The organism is Dietzia sp. DQ11-38-2, assembly GCF_014145055.1.
Taxonomy (GTDB): Bacteria; Actinomycetota; Actinomycetes; order Mycobacteriales; family Mycobacteriaceae; genus Dietzia.
In genome coordinates, this window is the sequence record NZ_JAALDW010000226.1 from 1 (window position 1) to 19,073 (window position 19,073).

At 70.7% G+C, this 19,073-nt stretch carries 18 protein-coding genes, 1 pseudogene and 1 riboswitch; of the genes and pseudogenes, 10 read left to right on the top strand and 9 right to left on the bottom strand.

The window, feature by feature from the left end:
* Together G6026_RS08325 and G6026_RS08330 are read left to right on the top strand one after the other, a co-directional pair.
* The coding region (locus G6026_RS08325) for an MMPL family transporter (RefSeq protein WP_206682022.1) at positions 1-1,856 on the top strand (1,856 nt) is incomplete at its 5' end.
* A gap of 9 nt (positions 1,857-1,865) precedes the next feature.
* On the top strand, positions 1,866-3,224 hold the full coding sequence (locus G6026_RS08330) for an FAD-linked oxidase C-terminal domain-containing protein (protein WP_182612894.1): 1,359 nt from the start codon (positions 1,866-1,868) through the stop codon (positions 3,222-3,224).
* Here G6026_RS08330 and G6026_RS08335 read toward each other — a convergent pair.
* From G6026_RS08335 to G6026_RS08355, 5 genes are read right to left on the bottom strand one after another with little or no spacing between them, the layout of a single operon-like run.
* Positions 3,202-3,975: a metal-dependent transcriptional regulator gene (locus G6026_RS08335; RefSeq protein WP_107755887.1), complete on the bottom strand. Its 774-nt coding sequence runs from the start codon at positions 3,973-3,975 to the stop codon at positions 3,202-3,204. The two genes, G6026_RS08330 and G6026_RS08335, sit on opposite strands and share 23 nt — an antisense overlap.
* Positions 3,972-4,841 (bottom strand): metal ABC transporter permease, encoded by an 870-nt coding sequence (locus G6026_RS08340; protein ID WP_182612895.1) that lies wholly within the window; start codon positions 4,839-4,841, stop codon positions 3,972-3,974. Before G6026_RS08340 ends, G6026_RS08335 begins: the two co-directional genes overlap by 4 nt.
* On the bottom strand, positions 4,838-5,638 hold the full coding sequence (locus G6026_RS08345) for a metal ABC transporter ATP-binding protein (RefSeq protein WP_107755889.1): 801 nt from the start codon (positions 5,636-5,638) through the stop codon (positions 4,838-4,840). The genes G6026_RS08340 and G6026_RS08345 overlap by 4 nt, the downstream gene beginning before the upstream one ends.
* Entirely contained in the window at positions 5,635-6,642 is a 1,008-nt protein-coding gene (locus tag G6026_RS08350) for a zinc ABC transporter substrate-binding protein (protein WP_182612896.1), read from the bottom strand. Before G6026_RS08350 ends, G6026_RS08345 begins: the two co-directional genes overlap by 4 nt.
* Before the next feature lie 14 nt (positions 6,643-6,656).
* Positions 6,657-7,148 carry a tRNA (cytidine(34)-2'-O)-methyltransferase gene (locus G6026_RS08355; protein ID WP_107757992.1) on the bottom strand — a complete coding sequence of 164 codons (492 nt, stop codon included), beginning with the start codon at positions 7,146-7,148 and terminating at the stop codon, positions 6,657-6,659.
* Positions 7,149-7,208: 60 nt separating this feature from the next.
* On the opposite strand from G6026_RS08355, the gene G6026_RS08360 reads away from it, so the two are divergent.
* Positions 7,209-8,066 (top strand): bifunctional methylenetetrahydrofolate dehydrogenase/methenyltetrahydrofolate cyclohydrolase, encoded by an 858-nt coding sequence (locus tag G6026_RS08360; RefSeq protein WP_107755891.1) that lies wholly within the window; start codon positions 7,209-7,211, stop codon positions 8,064-8,066.
* A gap of 8 nt (positions 8,067-8,074) precedes the next feature.
* Positions 8,075-8,422 carry a DUF3017 domain-containing protein gene (locus tag G6026_RS08365; protein WP_107755892.1) on the top strand — a complete coding sequence of 116 codons (348 nt, stop codon included), beginning with the start codon at positions 8,075-8,077 and terminating at the stop codon, positions 8,420-8,422.
* Positions 8,423-8,442: 20 nt separating this feature from the next.
* On the opposite strand, the gene G6026_RS08370 is transcribed toward G6026_RS08365, so the two are convergent.
* Genes G6026_RS08370 through G6026_RS08380 form a run of 3 tightly spaced genes read right to left on the bottom strand, consistent with a single transcriptional unit; the run spans position 8,443 to position 11,392 of the window.
* The gene (locus tag G6026_RS08370) at positions 8,443-8,880 is read right to left on the bottom strand and encodes a hypothetical protein (protein WP_107755893.1); all 438 of its coding nucleotides are present in this window, start codon (positions 8,878-8,880) and stop codon (positions 8,443-8,445) included.
* Positions 8,877-10,046, bottom strand: coding sequence for a homoserine O-acetyltransferase (locus G6026_RS08375; RefSeq protein WP_182612897.1), 1,170 nt, complete (start codon positions 10,044-10,046; stop codon positions 8,877-8,879). Before G6026_RS08375 ends, G6026_RS08370 begins: the two co-directional genes overlap by 4 nt.
* Positions 10,047-10,057: 11 nt before the next feature.
* Positions 10,058-11,392, bottom strand: a complete 1,335-nt coding sequence (locus G6026_RS08380; RefSeq protein ID WP_107755894.1) for a PLP-dependent transferase — start codon at positions 11,390-11,392, stop codon at positions 10,058-10,060.
* A 52-nt stretch (positions 11,393-11,444) separates the two neighbouring features.
* A riboswitch (SAM riboswitch) is annotated at positions 11,445-11,560 on the bottom strand.
* A gap of 200 nt (positions 11,561-11,760) precedes the next feature.
* On the opposite strand from G6026_RS08380, the gene G6026_RS08385 reads away from it, so the two are divergent.
* From G6026_RS08385 to trpS, 6 genes are all read left to right on the top strand, one after another.
* On the top strand, positions 11,761-12,633 hold the full coding sequence (locus tag G6026_RS08385) for a bile acid:sodium symporter family protein (RefSeq protein WP_182612898.1): 873 nt from the start codon (positions 11,761-11,763) through the stop codon (positions 12,631-12,633).
* Positions 12,634-12,737: 104 nt separating this feature from the next.
* On the top strand, positions 12,738-14,711 hold the full coding sequence (locus G6026_RS08390; RefSeq protein WP_182612899.1) for a VWA domain-containing protein: 1,974 nt from the start codon (positions 12,738-12,740) through the stop codon (positions 14,709-14,711).
* A gap of 36 nt (positions 14,712-14,747) precedes the next feature.
* Positions 14,748-15,989: an MFS transporter gene (locus G6026_RS08395; protein WP_309230182.1), complete on the top strand. Its 1,242-nt coding sequence runs from the start codon at positions 14,748-14,750 to the stop codon at positions 15,987-15,989.
* Between the two features lie 10 nt (positions 15,990-15,999).
* Positions 16,000-16,845, top strand: a complete 846-nt coding sequence (locus G6026_RS08400; RefSeq protein WP_107755896.1) for an exodeoxyribonuclease III — start codon at positions 16,000-16,002, stop codon at positions 16,843-16,845.
* Between the two features lie 77 nt (positions 16,846-16,922).
* Positions 16,923-17,396 (top strand): PPOX class F420-dependent oxidoreductase, encoded by a 474-nt coding sequence (locus tag G6026_RS08405; protein WP_182612900.1) that lies wholly within the window; start codon positions 16,923-16,925, stop codon positions 17,394-17,396.
* A 38-nt stretch (positions 17,397-17,434) separates the two neighbouring features.
* Positions 17,435-18,526 carry a tryptophan--tRNA ligase gene (gene trpS / locus G6026_RS08410; RefSeq protein WP_241725927.1) on the top strand — a complete coding sequence of 364 codons (1,092 nt, stop codon included), beginning with the start codon at positions 17,435-17,437 and terminating at the stop codon, positions 18,524-18,526.
* Between the two features lie 334 nt (positions 18,527-18,860).
* On the opposite strand, the pseudogene G6026_RS08415 reads toward trpS, so the two are convergent.
* A pseudogene (locus G6026_RS08415) lies at positions 18,861-19,073 on the bottom strand (DUF4440 domain-containing protein); the annotation flags it as partial.

A 19,073-nucleotide genomic window follows, 5' to 3' on the forward strand; every position in this document is an offset into this window, starting at 1 on the left:
AGAGCGAGGCGGTCGCGTCCTTCCTCGCCGGCGCCGGGGGAGTTGGTCGCGTGACGGTGTCGCCGGCGCCGGGGGACGGCCCCACGGTGGTGAACGCGGTGCTGTCCGGCGGTGACTCCGAGTCCCGGCGCACACTGGACGCGGTCCGCGAGGAGATCCCTCCGCCCGGCGAGGGCGTCGAGCGGCAGCTGACCGGCCGGGCCGAGGTGCTCCGTGAGGACGACCTGATCGCGCGGGAGGACCTGACCCGCGCCGAGCTCATCGCCGTCCCGGTCACCCTGGTCCTGCTCGTGCTGTTCTTCGGCTCCGTGGTGGCCGCCGCGGTCCCGGTCGCGATCGGGGTGCTCGCCATGCTCTCGACGTTCGTCATCCTGTCGGGGCTGGTCCACCTGATCGACGTCTCGGTGTTCGCGCTCAACCTCGTGATCGGTCTGGCACTGGGTCTCTCGATCGACTACAGCCTCCTGGTGGTGACCCGGTTCCGTGAGGAACTGGCCACCGGGGTCGACCCGCCGGAGGCCGTCGAGGGCACGATGCGCCGGTGCCGGAGGACCATCGTCATCTCGGCGGTGACGGTCGGCCTGTGTCTGGCCGCGCTCACGGCGGTGGACATGCCCTATCTGAGGTCCATGGCGTTGACCGGTGTCGCGGTCGTGGCGCTCGTCGCCATCCTCACGCTGGTGGTGCTGCCCCCGGTCCTGCGGGTTCTCGGCCGGCGGATCGACGCGTGGTCCGTGAGACGGGTGGACCCGACCCGGCCCGGTCGCTCGGTCACGGCGATGCTGGGGGTCTCGCGACGCCACCCGGTGGCGGTGGCGCTGGGGGTGTCGGTGCTCCTGTTGATCCTGCTGACGCCGGCGTTCGGCCTCCGGCTGGGCACGCTCGATGACAGGGTCCTGCCACAGGACGCGCCGTCCAGGGTGGCGGCCGAGCGGTTGCGCGACGAGCGACCTGACCTCGGATCCGATCCGCTGGTGATCCTCGCGGACGGCGTGGATCCCGGGGTGTTGGCGGAGCGGGTGTCGCGTATCGACGGCGTCACGGCGACGCGGGGACCGGACGAGACCCTGTCCGACGGGCTCGAGGTGGGTCCCGGCGACCCCGACCTGAGGCGGGGCTCCGTTGCCGCGGTGGAGGTGGTGACGGCCCCGGGTCTGACCCAGCCGGAGCAACAGGACCTCGCCGAACGGGTCCGGGAGGTCGTGGCCCCCGCACCGGTGGCGGGAACCTACTCCGACGACGTCGACACCCGGAAGGCGATCAGCGAGCGGGCGGTCCCGGTCGCCCTCCTCGTCATGGCGGTGGTGCTGCCCCTGGTGTTCCTGCTCACCGGCGGAGTGCTGGTGACCCTCAAGACGCTGGTCATGGCGGCGCTGAGTCTCACCGCGAGCTTCGGTGTGATGGTGTTGGTCTTCCAGGAGGGCTACCTGGCCGATCTGGTGGGCGTGACGGCCACGGGGGTGGTGGACAGCTCCTCACCGCTGTTGATGGCGTGCCTGGCCTTCGGACTGTCGATGGACTACCAGTTGTTCCTGCTCTCGCGGGTCCGCGAGGAGTACGACCGCCACGGCGACACCACCCGGGCCGTGGTCGACGGGGTGTCCCGCACCGCCCCCGTCGTGGGGGCGGCGGCGGTTCTGGTGGCGGTGGTGTTCCTCGCCATCGGTACATCGGGTATCAGCGTGGTCCGGCTTCTCGGCCTCGGTCTGGCACTCGCGGTGCTGGTGGACGCGTTCGTCATCAGGCTGTTGCTCGTCCCGAGCGCGATGCTGCTGCTGGGCGACGCCAACTGGTGGGCGCCGCGGCCCCTGCGAGCTGTCTTCGACCGCCTGCGGATCCGGGAGGCCACGCCGTAGGTTCGGGTCATGATCCTGGACGACCTCCGTGCCCGCCTCCACACCGCCTCCGTCCTCACCGACGCGGACGTGCTGGAGGGATACCGCCAGGACTGGGCCAAGGCTCCGGACCCCGGGATGCCGTTGGCCGTGGTTCGTGCACGGTCGACCGAGGATGTCCAGGAGGTCATGCGCTGGGCGGGGACCCACGGGGTGCCGGTGGTCCCGCGGGGTGCCGGTTCGGGGCTCTCCGGGGGAGCGACGGCGGTGGAGGGCGGGATCGTGCTGTCCACCGAGCTCATGCGGGACATCGACGTCGACCCGGTGACCCGGACCGCGACCGTCCAGCCGGGTCTTCTCAACATCGAGGTCAAACGGGCCGTCGCCGCGCACGGCCTCTGGTATCCCCCCGATCCTTCGTCGTACGAGATCTGTTCGATCGGCGGCAACATCGCCACCAACGCCGGTGGCCTGTGCTGCGTGAAGTACGGCGTGACCACCGACTACGTTCTCGGTCTGACGGTGGTGTTGGCCGACGGCACCGCGGTGCGTCTGGGTGGTGCGCGCCTCAAGGACACCGCCGGGTTGAGCCTGACCAAGCTCTTCGTGGGCAGTGAGGGCACGCTGGGGATCGTCACCGAGATCATCGTGCGGCTCATCCCCGAGCAACCACCGCGCTCCACGGTGGTGGGGATCTTCCCCGACGTGGTGGCGTGCAGCGACGCGGTCCTGGCCATCACGCGCCGGATCCGCCCGGCGATGCTGGAGTTCATGGACACCGTCTCGATCCGGGCCGTGGAGGCGGACCTGAGGATGGGGCTGGACACCTCGGCGGGCGCGATGTTGCTGGCCCAGTCCGACCTCACCGGACCCGACCGCGCGGTCGAGACCGAGTTCATGGCCGAGGCGTTCCGCACGCACGGCGCGACGGAGGTGTTCGCGACCGACGACCCCGAGGAGGGTGAGCAGTTCACGGTCGCGCGTCGGGCCGCGTTCACCAGCCTGGGCAAGACCGGGACTCTGTTGCTGGAGGACGTCGGGGTGCCGCTGCCCGCGCTGCCGGAGCTGGTCGCCGGGATCGAGGAGATCTCCGCCCGGCGGGACGTGCCGATCGCGCTGGTCGCTCACGCCGGCGACGGCAACACCCATCCGATCATCGTGCTGACCGACGACGACCCGGACCGCGCTCACCGGGCCCAGGCGGCGTTCGGCGAGGTGATGGATCTGGCGATCGGGATGGGAGGGACGATCACCGGCGAACACGGCGTGGGACGACTCAAGGCGCCGTGGCTGCCCGCCCAGCTGGGCGAGGACGCGATGGAGTTGAACCGCCGCATCAAGACCGCGCTGGACCCGCAGGGGCTCCTCAACCCCGGGACGATGTTCTGACGTCGTCGCCGGCGGTGTCGTCGGCGCTGTCCTCGCCGGACGGGACCCGGACCCGGACCGCCGCCGCGACCGGCGTGCCCACCGGGATCGCCCGGCCGTGCAGAGCCACGGTGATGATCCCCAGCTCGATCTGGCGGGAGACCACCTCGACCGGCGAGTCGGGACGCAGACCGATCTCGGCCAGGTGCCGGAGCACGGAATTGTCCCGGTCGGACACCCGGGTGACGACGCCCGCGCCGCCCTCCGGCACCCGGTCCAGGGGGATGTCGGTGAGGTGGACCAGCCGCCCGTCACGGGTGGGGATGGGGTCGCCGTGGGGGTCGCGGCGCGGGTGGTCCAGAAAGCCGTCCAGGGCGTCGACGAACCGGTCGGACACCACGTGCTCGAGGGCGTCGGCCTCGGCATGGACCTCATCCCAGGGGTAGTCCAGGCACCGGGCCAGGAAGGTCTCGAGGATCCGGTGACGACGGACCATCGCCACTGCGAACGACCTCCCGGCGTCGGTGAGCTCCACGGGCGCGTAGGGACGGTGCCGCGCCAAACCCATCGCGGCGAGTTTGCGGACGCCCTCGGTGACGGAGGAGGGGGAGGCCCCGAGTCGATCCGCGAGCGCGCCCGGGGTGACGGACTGGCCTGCGGCCTCCAGGTGGTGGGCGGCCATGAGGTAGGCCTGGACGGTGGGGGTGAGATCGCCGAGGCCGCCGGGTGTAGTCGCGCTGGGGGCCTCGTCTCGGGGCCGGTCGCCGGTCATGCCGTCATCATCCCCGATCGTCGGGCCCGGGCGCCCGCCGCGGCCCGCGGGATCACGCCGCGCCCGGGCGCGAACAACTGGGCCGCGGTGAAGATGGCGGCCTGCGCGAGTACCACCACCGGCCCCGGGGGGAGGTCGGCGTAGTACCCGGCGTACAGCCCGGTGAGGCCGCCGGCCAGGGCGACGACGACGGCGAGGATCATCGTCCCCCGCATGGTGTCGGCGAGCAGCTGGGCCGTCGCGCCGGGGATGATGAGCGTGGCCACCACGAGGATCACGCCCACCGACTGGACTCCCGCCACGGTGGCCGTGGCGAGGGTGGCCAGCAGGAGCCCGGTCAGTGCACGGGTCCTGAGGCCCAGTGTGTGCGCGTGCAGCCGGTCGAAGGCCACCATGATCAGATCCCGGCGGAAGGCCAGCAACACGATCACCGTGAACGCGGAGACGGCCAGCACCTGCACCAGGACGGGGTCCGGCACGCCGAGCACACTGCCGAACAGGATGGAGTGCAGGTCCTGCCCGCTCGGGAAGCGCGCGATGAGGACCAGGCCGAGCGAGAACAGGGCGGTGAAGACGATGCCCATGGCGGCGTCCTCCCGAACCGTCCCGCTCTCGCGGACCCCGCCGATCAGCGCCACCGCGACCAACGCCGCGACGAGCGCGCCGACGGCGAACGGGATGCCGGTCAGGGCGGCGATCACCACTCCGGGCAGGACGGCGTGGGAGACGGCGTCGCCCATCAGTGACCACCCCATGTGGACGAGCCAGCAGCTGAGCAGTGCGCCGGCCACTCCGGAGGCGGCCACCACGAGCAGGGCACGGCGCATGAACTCGTACCCCATGGGTTCGACGAGCAGATCGATCATCCCGGTGCCCCTTCGGTCGCCGGTGCCCGGTCGTCGACGGCGGGTGGTCGCGCACCGAGCAGGGTGGACAGGATCTGTGGGGTGGTGGTCTCGGCGACGGGCCCGTGCGCCACCAGTCCACCGTTGAGCAGGGCGACCGAGTCCGCGAGCCTCTCGACCGTGGCCAGGTGGTGTGTGGAGACCACCGCGGTCCTCCCCGAGGCGGTGAGGTCGCGCAGCACGTCGATGTAGACCTCCTCGCTGCCGGCGTCCATCCCGTTGAACGGCTCGTCGAGGAGCAGTAGCTCCGCCTCCTGCGCCAGGCATCGGGCCAGCAGAACCCGTCGGCGTTGTCCCCCCGACAGCTCCCCGATTCTCCGCCCGGCGATCGGGGACAGGCCGACCCTGGCCAGTGCCTGCTCCACCGCCAGCCGATCGGCGGAGGACGGGCGACGCCACGGACCGGTGAAGCGTCGACGGCCCTGCATGACCACCTCGCCGGCGGTGACCGGGAAGCGATCGTCGACGCCGTCCGACTGGGGTACCGCCGCCACCCGGCCGGTGCGCAGCGCCCGGCCCACCGGGGAGCCGAGAACACGCACCGATCCACCGGTCGGGGTGACCAGACCGAGCATCGCCTGGAGCAGGGTGGACTTGCCGGACCCGTTGGGCCCGAGCAGCACGGTGATCTCCCCGGTGGGCACGGACAGGGAGACCGAGTCGAGTGCGCGGATCTGACCCCGGTCGACGGTGAGGTCGGTGACGACCACGGCGGGCGGGCCGGTGTGCGACGAGAAGGGCAGTGGTCGGTCGGTCATGACGTCAGCTCCCGGGTGATGATCTCGAGGTCGTGGTCGAGCAGGTCCAGATACGTGGGCACCGGGCCGCTGGGGGCGGACAGCGAGTCGACGTACAGGACCCCGGCGACCCTGCTGCCCGTCTCCTGCGCCACCTGCTCCATCGCGGCGTCGGAGACCGTCGACTCGCAGAAGAGCGCGGGGATCTCCCGGGCACGCACCTCGTCGATCAGAGAGGTGACCTGCCGCGGAAGCCCCTGCGATTCGCTGTTGACCGGCCACAGGTAGAGCTCCTCCAGCCCGAGGTCGCGCGCCAGGTAGGAGAATGCGCCCTCGCACGTGGCCAGAACGCGTCGTTCCTCCGGCACCGCCGCCACGGCCGCCCGTGCGCGGGTGGCCATGTCCTCGAGGTCCGCCACGTAGTCCCCGGCGCGGGCGAGGTATTCCTCGGTACCGTCCGGGTCGACCTCGGCCAGTGCGTCGGCGATCGTGAGGACGTAGCCGATGCCCTCGTGGGGTGACATCCACGCGTGGGGATTGGGGCGACCGGTGTAGTTGCCCGAGCGTACGGGCATGGGGTCGACCCTCTCGGAGCCGACGACGTGTCGGGCATCGGTCCCGTCGAGGAATCGCAGCAGCCAGTCGTCCATGCCGAGGCCGTTGCTCACCACCAGGTCGGCGCCCTCGACCCGCTTGAGGTCGTCGACCGACGGTTCGTACTGGTGCACGTCGGCCCCGGGGGTGGTGACCGACTCCACCCGGACACGATCGCCCCCGACCCGGCGCGTCATGTCCGCGAGGATCGTGAAGGTCGTGGCCACCACGACGCGATCCCCGGACTCCTGATGGGCGAACCGGGGGCGGTCGTGCACATCGGCCGCGCCCGTGAACCCGGTCGTGCACGCCGCGGTCATGACCACCGCCGCGAGGGCGGACAGGGAGGCGAGGACTACGGTCCTCGGTTGCCCGGGCCGTCGGCGACCTCCCGGACGATTGCGGTCACCGACCGGACGAGATTTCGGCATGCCGAAATAATAAGTCAATCAGGCGGAATTCCCATATCGCCTGCGTATCCCTGCTGCCTCCAGGCTTCGTACACCGCCACGGCGGCCGCGTTCGACAGGTTCATCGACCGACGTCCCGCGATCATGGGGATGCGCACCGTGGCCGTCACCCTCTGGTCCGCCAGCACGTCCTGGGCCAGTCCGGTGGGCTCGGGTCCGAACAGCAGGACGTCGCCGGGGGAGAAGCGGACCTCCGGCAGCGAGAGGTCGGCTCGCACGGTGAACGCCCACACCCTCGCCGGGAGCAGACGGGCGTACGCGGCGTCGAGGTCGGCGTGGACCTCCACGTGCGCCAGGTCGTGGTAGTCGAGCCCGGCCCGCCGCAACCGTGGCTCGGTGAGGTCGAAACCCAACGGCCCGGCCAGATGGAGTTCGCAGCCCGCGCCCGCGGCCAACCGGATCGCGTTACCGGTGTTGGGCGGGATGCGGGGTCGGTCGAACAACACACGTACGCCGGCTCCGGTCATGGCCACCATTCTCGCAGTGCGCTGGCGACGTGACCGCTCCGCAGTGGGATACTGGCACCCGTGACGGCTACGAAGTTGGACGGAAAGCTGACCCGCGACGAGATCGTCGCCGACCTCTCGACCCGCGTCGCCGCGTTGCGGGACAAGGGCATCACCCCGGGGCTGGGAACGGTCCTCGTCGGCGACGACCCGGGCAGCCACTCGTACGTCAAGATGAAGCACCGTGACTGCGAACAGGTCGGGATCGCCTCCATCCGCCGTGACCTACCAGCGGACACCGGTCAGGCCGAGCTCGAGGCCGTGATCGACGAACTCAACGCCGATCCGGCGTGCACCGGGTACATCGTCCAGCTCCCGCTGCCCGCTCACCTCGACGAGAACGCGATCCTCGAGCGCATCGACCCGGCCAAGGACGCCGACGGGTTGCACCCGGTCAACCTCGGCAAGCTGGTGCTCAACGCGCCGGCCCCGCTCCCGTGCACCCCCAACGGCGCCATCCACCTCCTCCGCCGTTTCGGTGTCGAACTCGACGGGGCACACGTGGTGGTGATCGGCCGCGGGGTCACCGTGGGACGCCCGATCGGGCTGATGCTCACCCGTCGTAGCGAGAACTCGACCGTCACCCTGTGCCACACCGGCACCCGCGACCTCGCCGCCGAGACGCGGCGTGCCGATGTGATCGTGGCCGCCGCCGGAGTGGCCCACATCCTCACCCCGGACATGGTCAAGCCCGGCGCGGCGATCCTCGACGTGGGGGTGTCCCGACTCGACGGGAAGCTCGCCGGTGACGTGCACCCGGACGTGTGGGACGTCGCGGGCGCGGTCTCCCCGAACCCGGGAGGGGTCGGTCCGCTCACGCGGGCGTTCCTGCTGTCCAACGTGGTCGAGCGCTGCGAGCGGCTCGCCACGGGTGCCTAGGGGCCCACATGACCCATCCCGCCCCGGACCGGCCCCGGCAGACCGACGCCCGGCCCCGCCGCACCCGTCCCGCGCGGCTTCGCTGGTCGCAGATCCGGGCCCAGTGGCCGCTCGCACTGGTCCTGGTCGGGATCGTTGTGTCGTTGGGGTTCGTGATGTTCGAGCGGTGGCGCCGCGGGGCGTTCCTGCTGGGGATCATGGCCCTGGCCGCCGCGGTACTGCGGGCGGTGGTGCCTGACGAGCGCGCGCGACTCCTCGGTGTGCGGGGCAAGGGTTTCGATGTGGCCTTCTACCTGGCGGTCGGCGTGGTCGTGCTGTGGCTCGCCACATCGATCGACTCGCTCGGGACGGGCTGAGTCGACCTCCTCCGCCGGGCCTAGTTCAGTCGCAGTGGCACGCCGTCGCGGACGTGGTCGCGCACCCCGTTCGACGCGAGTAGCAGGCCCATCGCCACCAGTGCACACAGGGACAGAACGCTGCCCAGCACCGAGATGAACGTGACGCTGTCCAATACCATCCGCGCCAGCGTGCTCACGGCCAACAGTGTCACGGCCACCCCGATGACGGCCCGGGCAGCGCGGTGGGCGCGCCACAGCATCACCGCGCCGGTGATCAGCAGCACGCTCAACACCAGTGACGACGCCGCGGTCAGCGCCATCGGGCCGTACTCGGCCGTGTCGTAGCCGCCTCTCGCGGTCGCGGTGATTCCCAACAGGGTGGCGAAGCCGATGGCCCCCCCGATGATGCCGAGACCCACGGCCAGGCCGGTCAGCCCGAGGGCGGCGGACCGGTTCGGACGGTCACGGTCGGTCATGCGGGTCCTCGCGATCTGTCGGGCGTCCCGTGGGCGGCGAGTTCCATGGTCCTGGCGAGCATGGGCCCCACCACGTCGGATTCGGTGAGGAACCCGTCGTGACCGGCGGGGCTGTCGATCACCACCAGAGGATCGGCCCCGGGCAACAGCGCGGCCAGTTCCTCCTGCTGCCGCAGGGGGTAGAGACGGTCGGTGGTCACCCCGCCGATGACGCACGGGACAGGGCAGGAGCGCAGCGCCCGCTCGACCCCACCGCGGTCCAGGCCCACGTCGTGACGGTTGAGCGCATCGGTGAGCAGGACGTAGCTGCAGGCGTCGAAGCGGGAGACGAGCTTCCCGGCCTGGTGGTCGAGATAGGACTGCACGGCGAACCGCCCCGACATCGACAGGTCCTCTCCACGGGGGTCTTCGCCGGGCTGCGGACGGTTGGCGAATCGCTCGTCCAGTTCCACCTCACCCCGGTAGGACAGGTGTGCGATACGTCTCGCGATGCCGAGACCGGTGACAGGAGTGCGGCCGGTGCCGTGATACCCGCCCTGCTGCCAGTGCGGATCGGAGGTCACGGCCATGATCTGCGCGGTCTGCACACCGATCTGGTCGGCGGAGGCGCGCGCACCCACCGCCAGGACGCAGCCGGCCCCGACGCGGTCAGGGTGTCCGACCATCCACTCGAGCGCCCTCGCCCCGCCCATGGAGCCGCCGACCACCGCGGCCCAGCGGTCGATACCCAGCAGATCGGCCAGGGCGCGCTCGGACTCGACCATGTCGCGGACGGACACGGCGGGGAAGCGGGCACCCCAGTAGTGGCCGTCGGGGTGGAGCGAACTGGGGCCCGTCGAACCGCGACACCCACCGAGCACGTTGACGGACAGGACGCAGTAGCGATCGGTGTCCAGGGGCAACCCGGGGCCGACCAGACCGTTCCACCACCCGGGCGTCGGGTGCAGCGAGTCCACGGAGCCGATGACGTGCGAGTCCCCGGTCAGCGCGTGTTCGACCAGGACGACGTTGGATCGATCGTCCGCAATCCGGCCCCACCGCTGCACCGCGAGGGAGACCCCCGGGAGGACGACACCCGTGGACAGCGTCAGGTCGCCGATGGCGACACGGCCGAGGGTGCCGTCACCCGGGGGCAGCAGGGTGAGCGGATCGGTGGGGCGGATCATCCGGGCAGGGGTCAGGACAGCGCGGCGAAACCGAGCTCGAGGTCGCCGATGATGTCGTCGACGGCCTCGATGCCCACCGAGAGGCGGATGGTCGCCGTGGTGACCCCGGCGATCGCGTTGGCCTCGGGCGTGCCCTGGGAATGGGTGGTCGTGGCCGGGTGGCACACCAGCGAGCGGACGTCGCCGATGTTGACCAGGCACGAATGCAGCTTGAGGGCGTCGATGAACGTCCACGCCCGGGCCTTGACGTCCTCCTCCGACGCGCCCTGCGGCACCGCGAGGTCGAAGGTGACGATGGCGCCCGCCCCCTTGGGGGACAGCTTCTGCTGGAGGGCGTTGTAGGGCGAGGAGGCCAGACCGGCGTACTGCACCTTCGCCACGTCCTCGCGCGACTCGAGCCACTCGGCCACCCGCTGGGCGTTGGACACGTGGCGCTCGATCCGCAGGCTCAGGGTATCGATGCCCTGGATGAGGGTCCACGCGTTGAACGGCGAGGCCGCGGCGCCGGTGTCGCGCAGGAGCGTCACCCGGGCCTTGAGAGCGAGTGCCGGCGCACCGAGGTCCGCGTAGACCAGACCGTGGTACGCGGGATCCGGCGTGGTGAAGGACGGGAACACGTCCTGCCCGTCGCGCTGCACGCGCCAGTCGAACGTACCGCCGTCGACGAGGATGCCGCCGAGGGAGGCGCCGTGGCCGCCGAGGTACTTGGTGGCCGAGGACACGACCACGTCCGCCCCCAACTCCAGCGGCCGGATCAGGTAGGGGGTGGCCACGGTGTTGTCGATCACGAGCGGCACCTGGTTGCGGTGCGCGACCTCGGCGATCGCCGGGATGTCGAGGATGTCGTTGAGCGGATTGGAGATCGACTCCCCGTAGAACAGCTTGGTGTCGGGCCGGACGGCGGCCTCCCACGAGGCGGGGTCGTCGGGGTTCTCGACGAAGGTGGTCTCGATGCCGTACTTGGGGAGTGTGTGCCGCAGCAGCGTGTCGGTACCGCCGTAGAGGCGGGGGGAGGCGACCACGTGGCCGCCCGACTGGGCGATGGCCTGGATCACCGCGGTCTCGGCGGCCTGGCCGGAGGCGAAGAGCAGACCGGCGACACCGCCCTCGAGGGACGCGAGGCGATCCTCCACGGCGGCGACCGTGGGGTTGGTGATCCTGGTGTAGATCGGGCCCATCTCGGCGAGCGCGAACCGGTCCGCGGCCTGCTTGGCGTCCGCGAAGACGTACGAGGTGGTCTGGTAGATCGGCAGATTGCGGGCACCGGTGTCCGAATCGACCGGCTGCCCGGCGTGGACCTGGCGGGTCTCGAAGGCCCAGTCGGGATTGCTGTTGTCGTACGTCATAGGGGCGGAGCCCCTCCTCTCGTCAGAAGGGTCCGGCCGCGTCACGACAGCGGACCCGCGCTTGCCTGTCACCCGGGTGGGTGGTGGCCAGGTCGTCTCCCGGGGCACCCCACCGCGGTGGAGGGTTGCCGCCCAGCGAGCCGGGGCTTGTCGCTGGAACTCATGACCTGGGGAGAGGTTAGCCTAAGCCGCTCGGCGGCGGCAACGCGGGGTAAAGGCCCGAGCTGGCCGCCCGTCAGTCACCCCGATCCCGAGTCCGGGCGGAACCCCCGGAAGGTCGGCGTCCGACCGGTTACGGTGATCGGACAGTGGTCCATCTCACCCGATGGTCGTCACCCGTTGACGCGCGAGCACCCGAGGAGTCCCACGTGGACCAGAGTCCCCTGATCGACATAGGCCTGCCCATCGCACTGGCGATCATCATGGTCGGCATCGGGCTCAGCCTGACCAAGGAGGACTTCGCGGTCCAGGCGAGGTCGCCGTGGGCGACGATCGTCGGGTTGTTCGGCCAACTGGTCCTGGTTCCGCTGACCGGCGTGGCCGTGGCGCTGGCGTTCGGGCTCTCCCCGATGTTGGCCCTCGGCGTGGTCCTGGTGGCGGCGACGCCCGGAGGTGCGACGTCGAACCTCATCACCTATCTCGCCCGGGGCAACGTCGCGCTGTCGGTCATCCTCACCGCCCTGAGCTCCGTGGCTGTGATCCTCACGCTGCCCATGTGGTTCGGGATCGGCGCGCGGCTCATCCCCGGAGCCGCGGACGAAGAGGTCACCGTCCCGCTTGGTCAGACCTTCGGCCTGCTGCTGGGCGTCATCCTCATCCCCGTCCTTCTCGGAATGATCCTCCGCGCGCGCAAGCCCGCCCTGGCCGCCCGCATCGAGCGCTTTGTCGGCATCGTCGGACTCGTCGTGTTGGTGCTGCTCATCGTGGGCATCGTGCTCGGCGAGAGGGACCGGATCGTGGACCTCATCGTGGCCGTGGGGCCGGCGGTGGTCGTCCTCAACCTGGCGCTGATCGTGATCGGGGGTCTGCTCGCGTGGATCTGCCGCCTGCGCCGCGCCGAGCAGATTGCGATCGCGGTCGAGTTCGGCATCAAGAACACCACCCTGACCCTGCTCATCGCCTTCACCGTGATCGGCGACGACGAGGTGGGGCTGGCGGCCGCCGTCTACAGCATCGTCATGTACCTCACGGCGTTCCTCGTGGTCTACGGCGGCCGGCGGCTCATGCGCACCGCCGCGTAGAACACATCGCGGTCCCGGCGGGGGCGCTCAGTCGATTCGGGGCCGGCGCCCGGATCGCGGAAGTAGGGTGGCGCAGGCGACGCCACCGCAGCTGAGGAGCCTTCGTGTCAGTGCCGCCCCGCCCTCCGACCACATCGACCGGACGGGGCCTGACGGCGGTGATCGCGGTCCTCTGCCTGTGTGCGCTGATCGCCGGCGCGGGCCTCGTCAGCGCGCCCCGGGTGCTCGGCCAGCAGTCGCCCGCGGATCCCTCTCCCGCCGGCGGTGCTCCCGGTGACGGCAGTGTCGCGATCGTCATGGACGCCTCGAGTTCCATGCTCGAGGCCGATGTGGGCGGCACCCGGTTGGCGGCCGCCCAGTCCGCCGCCCGCGAACTCGTGGAGTCACTACCCGAGGGTGCGCGTGTGGGAATGCTGGCGTACGGGAGCGAGGAGTCCGACGCACCGGACAACCGGGACGCCGCCTGTCGCGACGTCGTCACGCTCGCCCCCGTTCACCCTGTCGACAAGGCGGTCCTGACCGATCGGATCGACGGACTCACGGCGCGCGGATACACCCCGATCGGCAACGCCCTGCTCGCCGCGGCAGAAGAGCTCGGCGACGAGGGTGAGCGGTCCATCGTCCTGGTCTCGGACGGGCTCGACACCTGCGCGCCGCCGGACCCGTGCGAGGTCGCGGGTGACCTCGCCGGAGCGGGCGTCGACATGACCGTGCACACGGTGGGGTTCCTCGTCGACGACGCGGCGCGAGCCCAACTCGAGTGCATCGCGGGGGCCACGGGCGGTCGCTTCACCGAGGCCTCCGACGCGGCCTCGTTGTCCGGACGACTGCAGTTCCTGACGCGCCGGGGTATCGAGGGATACCACACCCGCGGGACCCCCTTCGAGATGGGCCGGACCCTGCGTGATGCGCCGATGCTGGGGGAGGGCCTCTACCGCTCCGAGCTCGCCGGTGCCGCGATGAGCGGTGGTCGAGGGCCCGCCGGCCACCTGGGCGTCGAGATACCCGACGGGCACGTCGCCCACGTGGCGGCGACCCTCATCCCACCCGTCGATCCCGATCCCACCAGTGGAGTCACGGCCGCGGGCCTGCGGATCGAGGCCGAGCACGTCGCGGAGGAGTGCCGGGTGACCGGTTCGGACACGAGTTACGAGGTCGGCGGTGGGTGGAAGTCGCCGGGAGCGACACATCTCGTCATCCCCTCCGCGGAGAATGATCCCGCGTGCGGTCCGGACGGATATCGCGTGATCGCGCAGCGCACCGGGGTGTCGGCCTCCGAACTCGAGGTCGAGGTGCTGGTCCAGTTCGAGCCCGTGCCCTCCGACGACGAGCTCACCGGATATCCGGCGGTGCAGTCCGTGCCGGCGGACGCACCGGCCCCCGACTTCGGTGAGGCCGTCCCGGTGGCCGGTGGCACCAGCTTCAACGGTGCGGACGCGGTCGGGCCGGGCACCTACTCCGACGCCCTGGTGCCCGGGGAGACCCGCTTCTACCGGGTCCCGGTGGAGTGGGGTGAACGGCTGGCGCTCGGCCTGCGCGTCCCCGGGTCCGTCCGCGGTGCCCTGGACCACATCCAGTTGGAGGTGGCCAACCCGTTCCGGGTGAAGCCCTCCAACGCGGTCCGCACCACCTTCGAGGACGGCCCGGAGGAGGCGTTCCTTCTCGACACGGTCCCGGTCCAGTACCGCAATCGTGACGGCGACCAGGAGATGAGCGTCCAGTCACAGGCAGGCGAGCACTACATCATGGTGTCGCTCAACGACGGGTCGACCTCGCTGCCGCGGGGGATCGAGCAGCCCTTCGAGCTCGCGGTCGCGATCGACGGCGAGCCGGCCCCGGGGCCGGACTGGCGGCCGGTGTTCGAGGACGGTCCCGAACCGGGTCCGGGCGGTGTGGCCCCCACCGCATCCGATCAGGACCCGACGGCGGTCGACGACGAGCCCGTCGCGGCGGACGAGGGGACCGACGACGGCACGGGCTGGGCGTGGATGGTCGGGGGAGTGCTCGTCGTCGCGCTCGCGCTCGTCGTGGGGGTCGCACTGGTGAGGGGACGGAGGGGTGGTGGGGCTGGTCGATGAGGGGGCCTGCTCGCGCGGCATGCGTAGCCTGCACGGGTGACCGAGGCACACACCTCCCCTTCCAGCACCCCGCCCGATCCGCGCGGAGGCGTCTCCGCACGCCGCGTGTCGTTCGCGATCCTCGCCCTCGCCCTCGGCGGGTTCGGCATCGGCGTCACCGAGTTCGCGGCGATGGGTCTGCTCAGGTCGATCGCGGACGATTTCGGGCTCACCGAACCCCAGGCCGGGCACGTGATCACCGCGTACGCGCTCGGTGTGGTCGTGGGCGCACCGCTGCTCACCGTGTGGACCTCCCGGTGGCGCCGCCGCACCCTGCTCCTGGTGCTCATGGGGTTGTTCACGGTGGGCAACACCGCCGCCGCCTTCGCCCCCTCCGCGGAGGTCCTGGTGGCCGCACGCTTTCTGGCCGGCATCCCGCACGGGGCCTACTTCGGCGTGGCCTCGCTGGTGGCGGCCTCGCTCGCGGGCCCGGGCAAGCAGGCGAGGGCGGTGTCGCTGGTCCTGCTGGGGCTGTCGGTGGCGACGGTGATCGGTGTTCCCGCGGCCACCGGACTGGGCGAGGCCGCGGGGTGGCAGGCGGCCTTCCTCGCGGTCGGGGTGATCGGCGCACTAACCGTGGCGGCGATCTTCGTCGTCGTCCCCGAACCGCGGGGCGCGGTGGAGGTCAGGGCGCGCGAGGAACTGGCCGCCCTGGCCCGCCCACAGATCCTGGCGACCCTCGCCGTGGGCGGGGTCGGTTTCGGCGGCATGTTCGCGGTCTACACCTACATCCAGTGGACGATGGTCGACGTCGCCGGTATCGACCGAGCGTGGATGCCGGCGGTCCTCGCCGTCTACGGTCTCGGCATGGTGGTGGGCAACCTCGTGGGCGGTGTGGTCGCGGACCGGGATCTCGACCGCGGGTTGGTGGTGATCGCCACGGCCATGACCGCGGTCCTCGCCCTGTTCGCGGTGGCCGCCCATCATCCGGTCACGGCGCTGGTGGGTCTGTTCCTCGTGGGGGCGACGGGCTCCGCACTCGTGCCCGGACTGCAGGCCCGGCTGATGAAGTACGCGGGCCGGGGACAGACGCTGGCGGCCGCACTCAACCACTCGGCGCTCAACGCCGCCAACGCGTCGGGGGCGTGGCTCGGGGGAGTGGTGATCGCGCTGGGCTTCGGCTACACCTCGCCCGCCCTCGCCGGAGCAACCCTCGCGGCGGCCGGACTCGGGATACTCGTGGGCGCGGTCGCGCTCGACCGCCGATCGGGGCGGGACGAGGTCACGACGGGTCGGTAGCCTGATCGGCGTGAGCCTCACCATCAGCACCGTCAACGTCAACGGGATCCGTGCCGCCGTCAAGCAGCGGTCGGAGACCAACCTCGGATTCCTTCCCTGGCTGGAGGGCAGCGGCGCCGACGTGGTCGCGCTCCAGGAGGTCCGCGCCGATGAGGACCAGACCCGCAAGGCCCTGGCCCCGGCCCTCGACGCCGGGTGGCATCTGGTCGGCTCGGCCTCCTCGCTCAAGGGCCGGGCCGGCGTGGCGCTGCTGTCCCGTCACGAGCCCGCCGAGGTGCGCATCGGTCACGGCGACCCGGAGTTCGACGAGTCCGGTCGCTACATCGAGGCCGTGTACCCCGGCGCCGTCGACGGGGAGACGGTCACCGTGGCCAGCCTCTATCTGCCCTCGGGGTCGGCCGACACCCCCAAGCAGGACGAGAAGGACCGCTTCATGGCGAGCTTCCGGGAGCACCTGGCCGAGAGCGCGGAGGTCGTCGGCGCCCGGGACGGTCACGAGATGATCGTCTGCGGTGACTGGAACATCGCCCATCGCGAGGCGGATCTGAAGAACCACAAGGGCAACCACAAGAGCTCCGGCTTCCTGCCCCACGAGCGCGAGTGGATGTCCGAGCTGTTCGCCGACGGCAGCGGGTGGACGGACATCGTCCGCCATCGCCGCCCCGACGAGATCGGCCCGTACTCCTGGTGGAGCCAACGGGGCAAGGCCTTCGACAACGACGCGGGCTGGCGCATCGACTACCACGTGGTGACCGACGGGCTGGTCGAGCGCGCCGTGGCCGACCGGGTGGATCGCGCGAGCGCCTACGACAGGCGGTGGTCCGACCACGCGCCGGTGACCGTCGTCTACGAGTGACGACGACGACGGTGACGATGGCGGGCCGGCCCTCGGTCGCGGATGCTGCTGATCGGGCGGCCCCGTAGCCTCGGCTCATGCCGACGTACGCCACCGCAGACCGCCCTGACCGGGCCGGGCTCGACGAGTTCCTCCGCCCCCGGCACCGCGCCGTCCTCATCACCCATAGGTCCTCCGGCGGGCTGCAGTCCTCGCCCGTGACCTGCGGCGTCGACTCCGAGGGCAGACTCGTCGTGGCCACCTACCCGCAGCGGGCGAAGGTGGGCAACATCCGCCGCGACCCGGCCGTGAGCGTGTGCGTTTTGTCCGACGGGTTCGACGGCCCGTACGTCCACCTCGACGGCACCGCGGAGATCGTGGACCTGCCCGAGGCCGTCGAGCCGCTGGTCGAGTACTTCCGCAGCGTCGCCGGCGAGCACGACGACTGGGACGAGTACCGCGCGGCCATGGTGCGGCAGGGCAAATGCCTCATCCGGGTGACGATCGACGACTGGGGGCCTGTCGCCACGGGCGGGTTCCCGCCGCCGGAGTCGGACCAGCACACGGGCTGATGAGGGTGTGACGAGGCGCCGGGGTCTTCCGTGGGAAGATGGACGTCATGTCTGAGCAGTCCTCGACCGTGTCTCCCGCTCCCACGACGGGGCCGCCCGAGACGGCAGCCCCCGCCAAGCGCCAGCGCGTCCTGTCCGGCATCCAGCCGACCGCCGACTCGTACCACCTCGGCAACTACCTGGGTGCCGTGCGGCAGTGGGTCGAGCTCCAGGACGAGTACGACGCGTACTACTTCATCCCGGACCTGCACGCGATCACGGTCAGGCAGGATCCTAAGGAGCTGCGGGAGCGGGTCTACCGCGGGTGCGCGCAGTTGCTCGCCCTGGGGGTGGATCCCGCCCGCTCGGTGTTGTTCGTGCAGTCGCATGTGCCCGAACACGCCGAGCTGGCCTGGGTGCTGGGGTGCATCACCGGGTACGGCGAGGCCGCGCGGATGACACAGTTCAAGGACAAGTCGTCCAAACACGGCACGGACGGGACGACCGTGGGGTTGTTCACCTACCCGGTGCTCATGGCCGCCGACATCCTGCTCTACCGCCCGCACCTCGTCCCGGTGGGGGAGGACCAGCGGCAGCATCTCGAGCTGACCCGCGACCTGGCGATGCGGTTCAACTCCCGATTCAAGAAGACCTTCGTGGTTCCCGAGGGCAAGATCCTCGAGGGCTCGGCCAAGATCTACGATCTGCAGGACCCCACGGCCAAGATGAGCAAGTCGGGGGAGAACCCCAAGGGGATCGTCAACCTTCTCGACGACCCCAAGGTCTCCGCCAAGCGCATCCGCAGCGCGGTGACCGACTCCGACGGCGACATCCGATTCGACCGTGAGATGAAGCCGGGCGTCTCCAACCTCCTGACCATCCAGTCGGCGTTCACGGGGCGGACGGTGGCCGAGCTCGTGGCGGACTACCAGACCTCGGGGGCGGGGTACGGTGCGCTCAAGACCGACACCGCCGACGCGCTCGAGTCATTCGTCACCCCGCTGCGCGGTCGGTTCGACGAGTACATGTCGGACAGGGCTCAACTCGAGCAGATCCTCGCAGACGGCGCGGACCGGGCGAGAGCCGTCGCGGGCCCGGTGCTCTCGCAGGTGTATCAGACGGTCGGTTTCACGGCCCCGCGACGCGGGTGAACCGCCGACCATCTGCTCCAGCTTAGTGAAGAAACTTCTATACAGATGTAGCTTTACGACAACGAAACGCGTGTTCACAGGCCTGAGCGTCCTCGGAAACACCTCGGTTACTTTACAACTTTAGAGTCGTTGTCAGCTCGACGGGGAGAGGATCCCGCCGGGCAACACATCACCTGTAGGGAGTCGAATCATGGGTCTAGTCGCCGGTTTGATCGGAATCGTGGGGGATCTGCTCCACCTGCTGCTGGGTGGCCTGTAGGCCGCGAGCCCACGCTCGACTGGCGGCGCCCCTCTCCAGACGTGGAGAGGGGCGCCGTTGCGTGTGCGGAAGCGCTCAGGACTCGGCGGTCCCCTGCTGAAAGGCTTGCCGCCAGGAGTCCTGTGAGCGGACCCACACCGAGCTGCGCAGGATCGAGCTCCCACCCATATGCTCCCGCCACACGAGCAGGACCGTGTCCGAGGTCAGCTCCCGCGCCTCGATGATCTCCATCGTCCGTTCTGCGGAGGTCTGATCGGGTGATCCGGAGGCGGCGAGCCTGTCCTCGCG

Coding starts and splice junctions, on each gene's coding strand:
- G6026_RS08330 (WP_182612894.1), top strand. CDS start 1,866: ATGATCCTGGACGACCTCCGTGCCCGCCTCCACACCGCCTCCGTCCTC.
- G6026_RS08335 (WP_107755887.1), bottom strand. CDS start 3,975: ATGACCGGCGACCGGCCCCGAGACGAGGCCCCCAGCGCGACTACACCC.
- G6026_RS08340 (WP_182612895.1), bottom strand. CDS start 4,841: ATGATCGATCTGCTCGTCGAACCCATGGGGTACGAGTTCATGCGCCGT.
- G6026_RS08345 (WP_107755889.1), bottom strand. CDS start 5,638: ATGACCGACCGACCACTGCCCTTCTCGTCGCACACCGGCCCGCCCGCC.
- G6026_RS08350 (WP_182612896.1), bottom strand. CDS start 6,642: ATGCCGAAATCTCGTCCGGTCGGTGACCGCAATCGTCCGGGAGGTCGC.
- G6026_RS08355 (WP_107757992.1), bottom strand. CDS start 7,148: ATGACCGGAGCCGGCGTACGTGTGTTGTTCGACCGACCCCGCATCCCG.
- G6026_RS08365 (WP_107755892.1), top strand. CDS start 8,075: ATGACCCATCCCGCCCCGGACCGGCCCCGGCAGACCGACGCCCGGCCC.
- G6026_RS08370 (WP_107755893.1), bottom strand. CDS start 8,880: ATGACCGACCGTGACCGTCCGAACCGGTCCGCCGCCCTCGGGCTGACC.
- G6026_RS08375 (WP_182612897.1), bottom strand. CDS start 10,046: ATGATCCGCCCCACCGATCCGCTCACCCTGCTGCCCCCGGGTGACGGC.
- G6026_RS08380 (WP_107755894.1), bottom strand. CDS start 11,392: ATGACGTACGACAACAGCAATCCCGACTGGGCCTTCGAGACCCGCCAG.
- G6026_RS08405 (WP_182612900.1), top strand. CDS start 16,923: ATGCCGACGTACGCCACCGCAGACCGCCCTGACCGGGCCGGGCTCGAC.
- trpS (WP_241725927.1), top strand. CDS start 17,435: ATGGACGTCATGTCTGAGCAGTCCTCGACCGTGTCTCCCGCTCCCACG.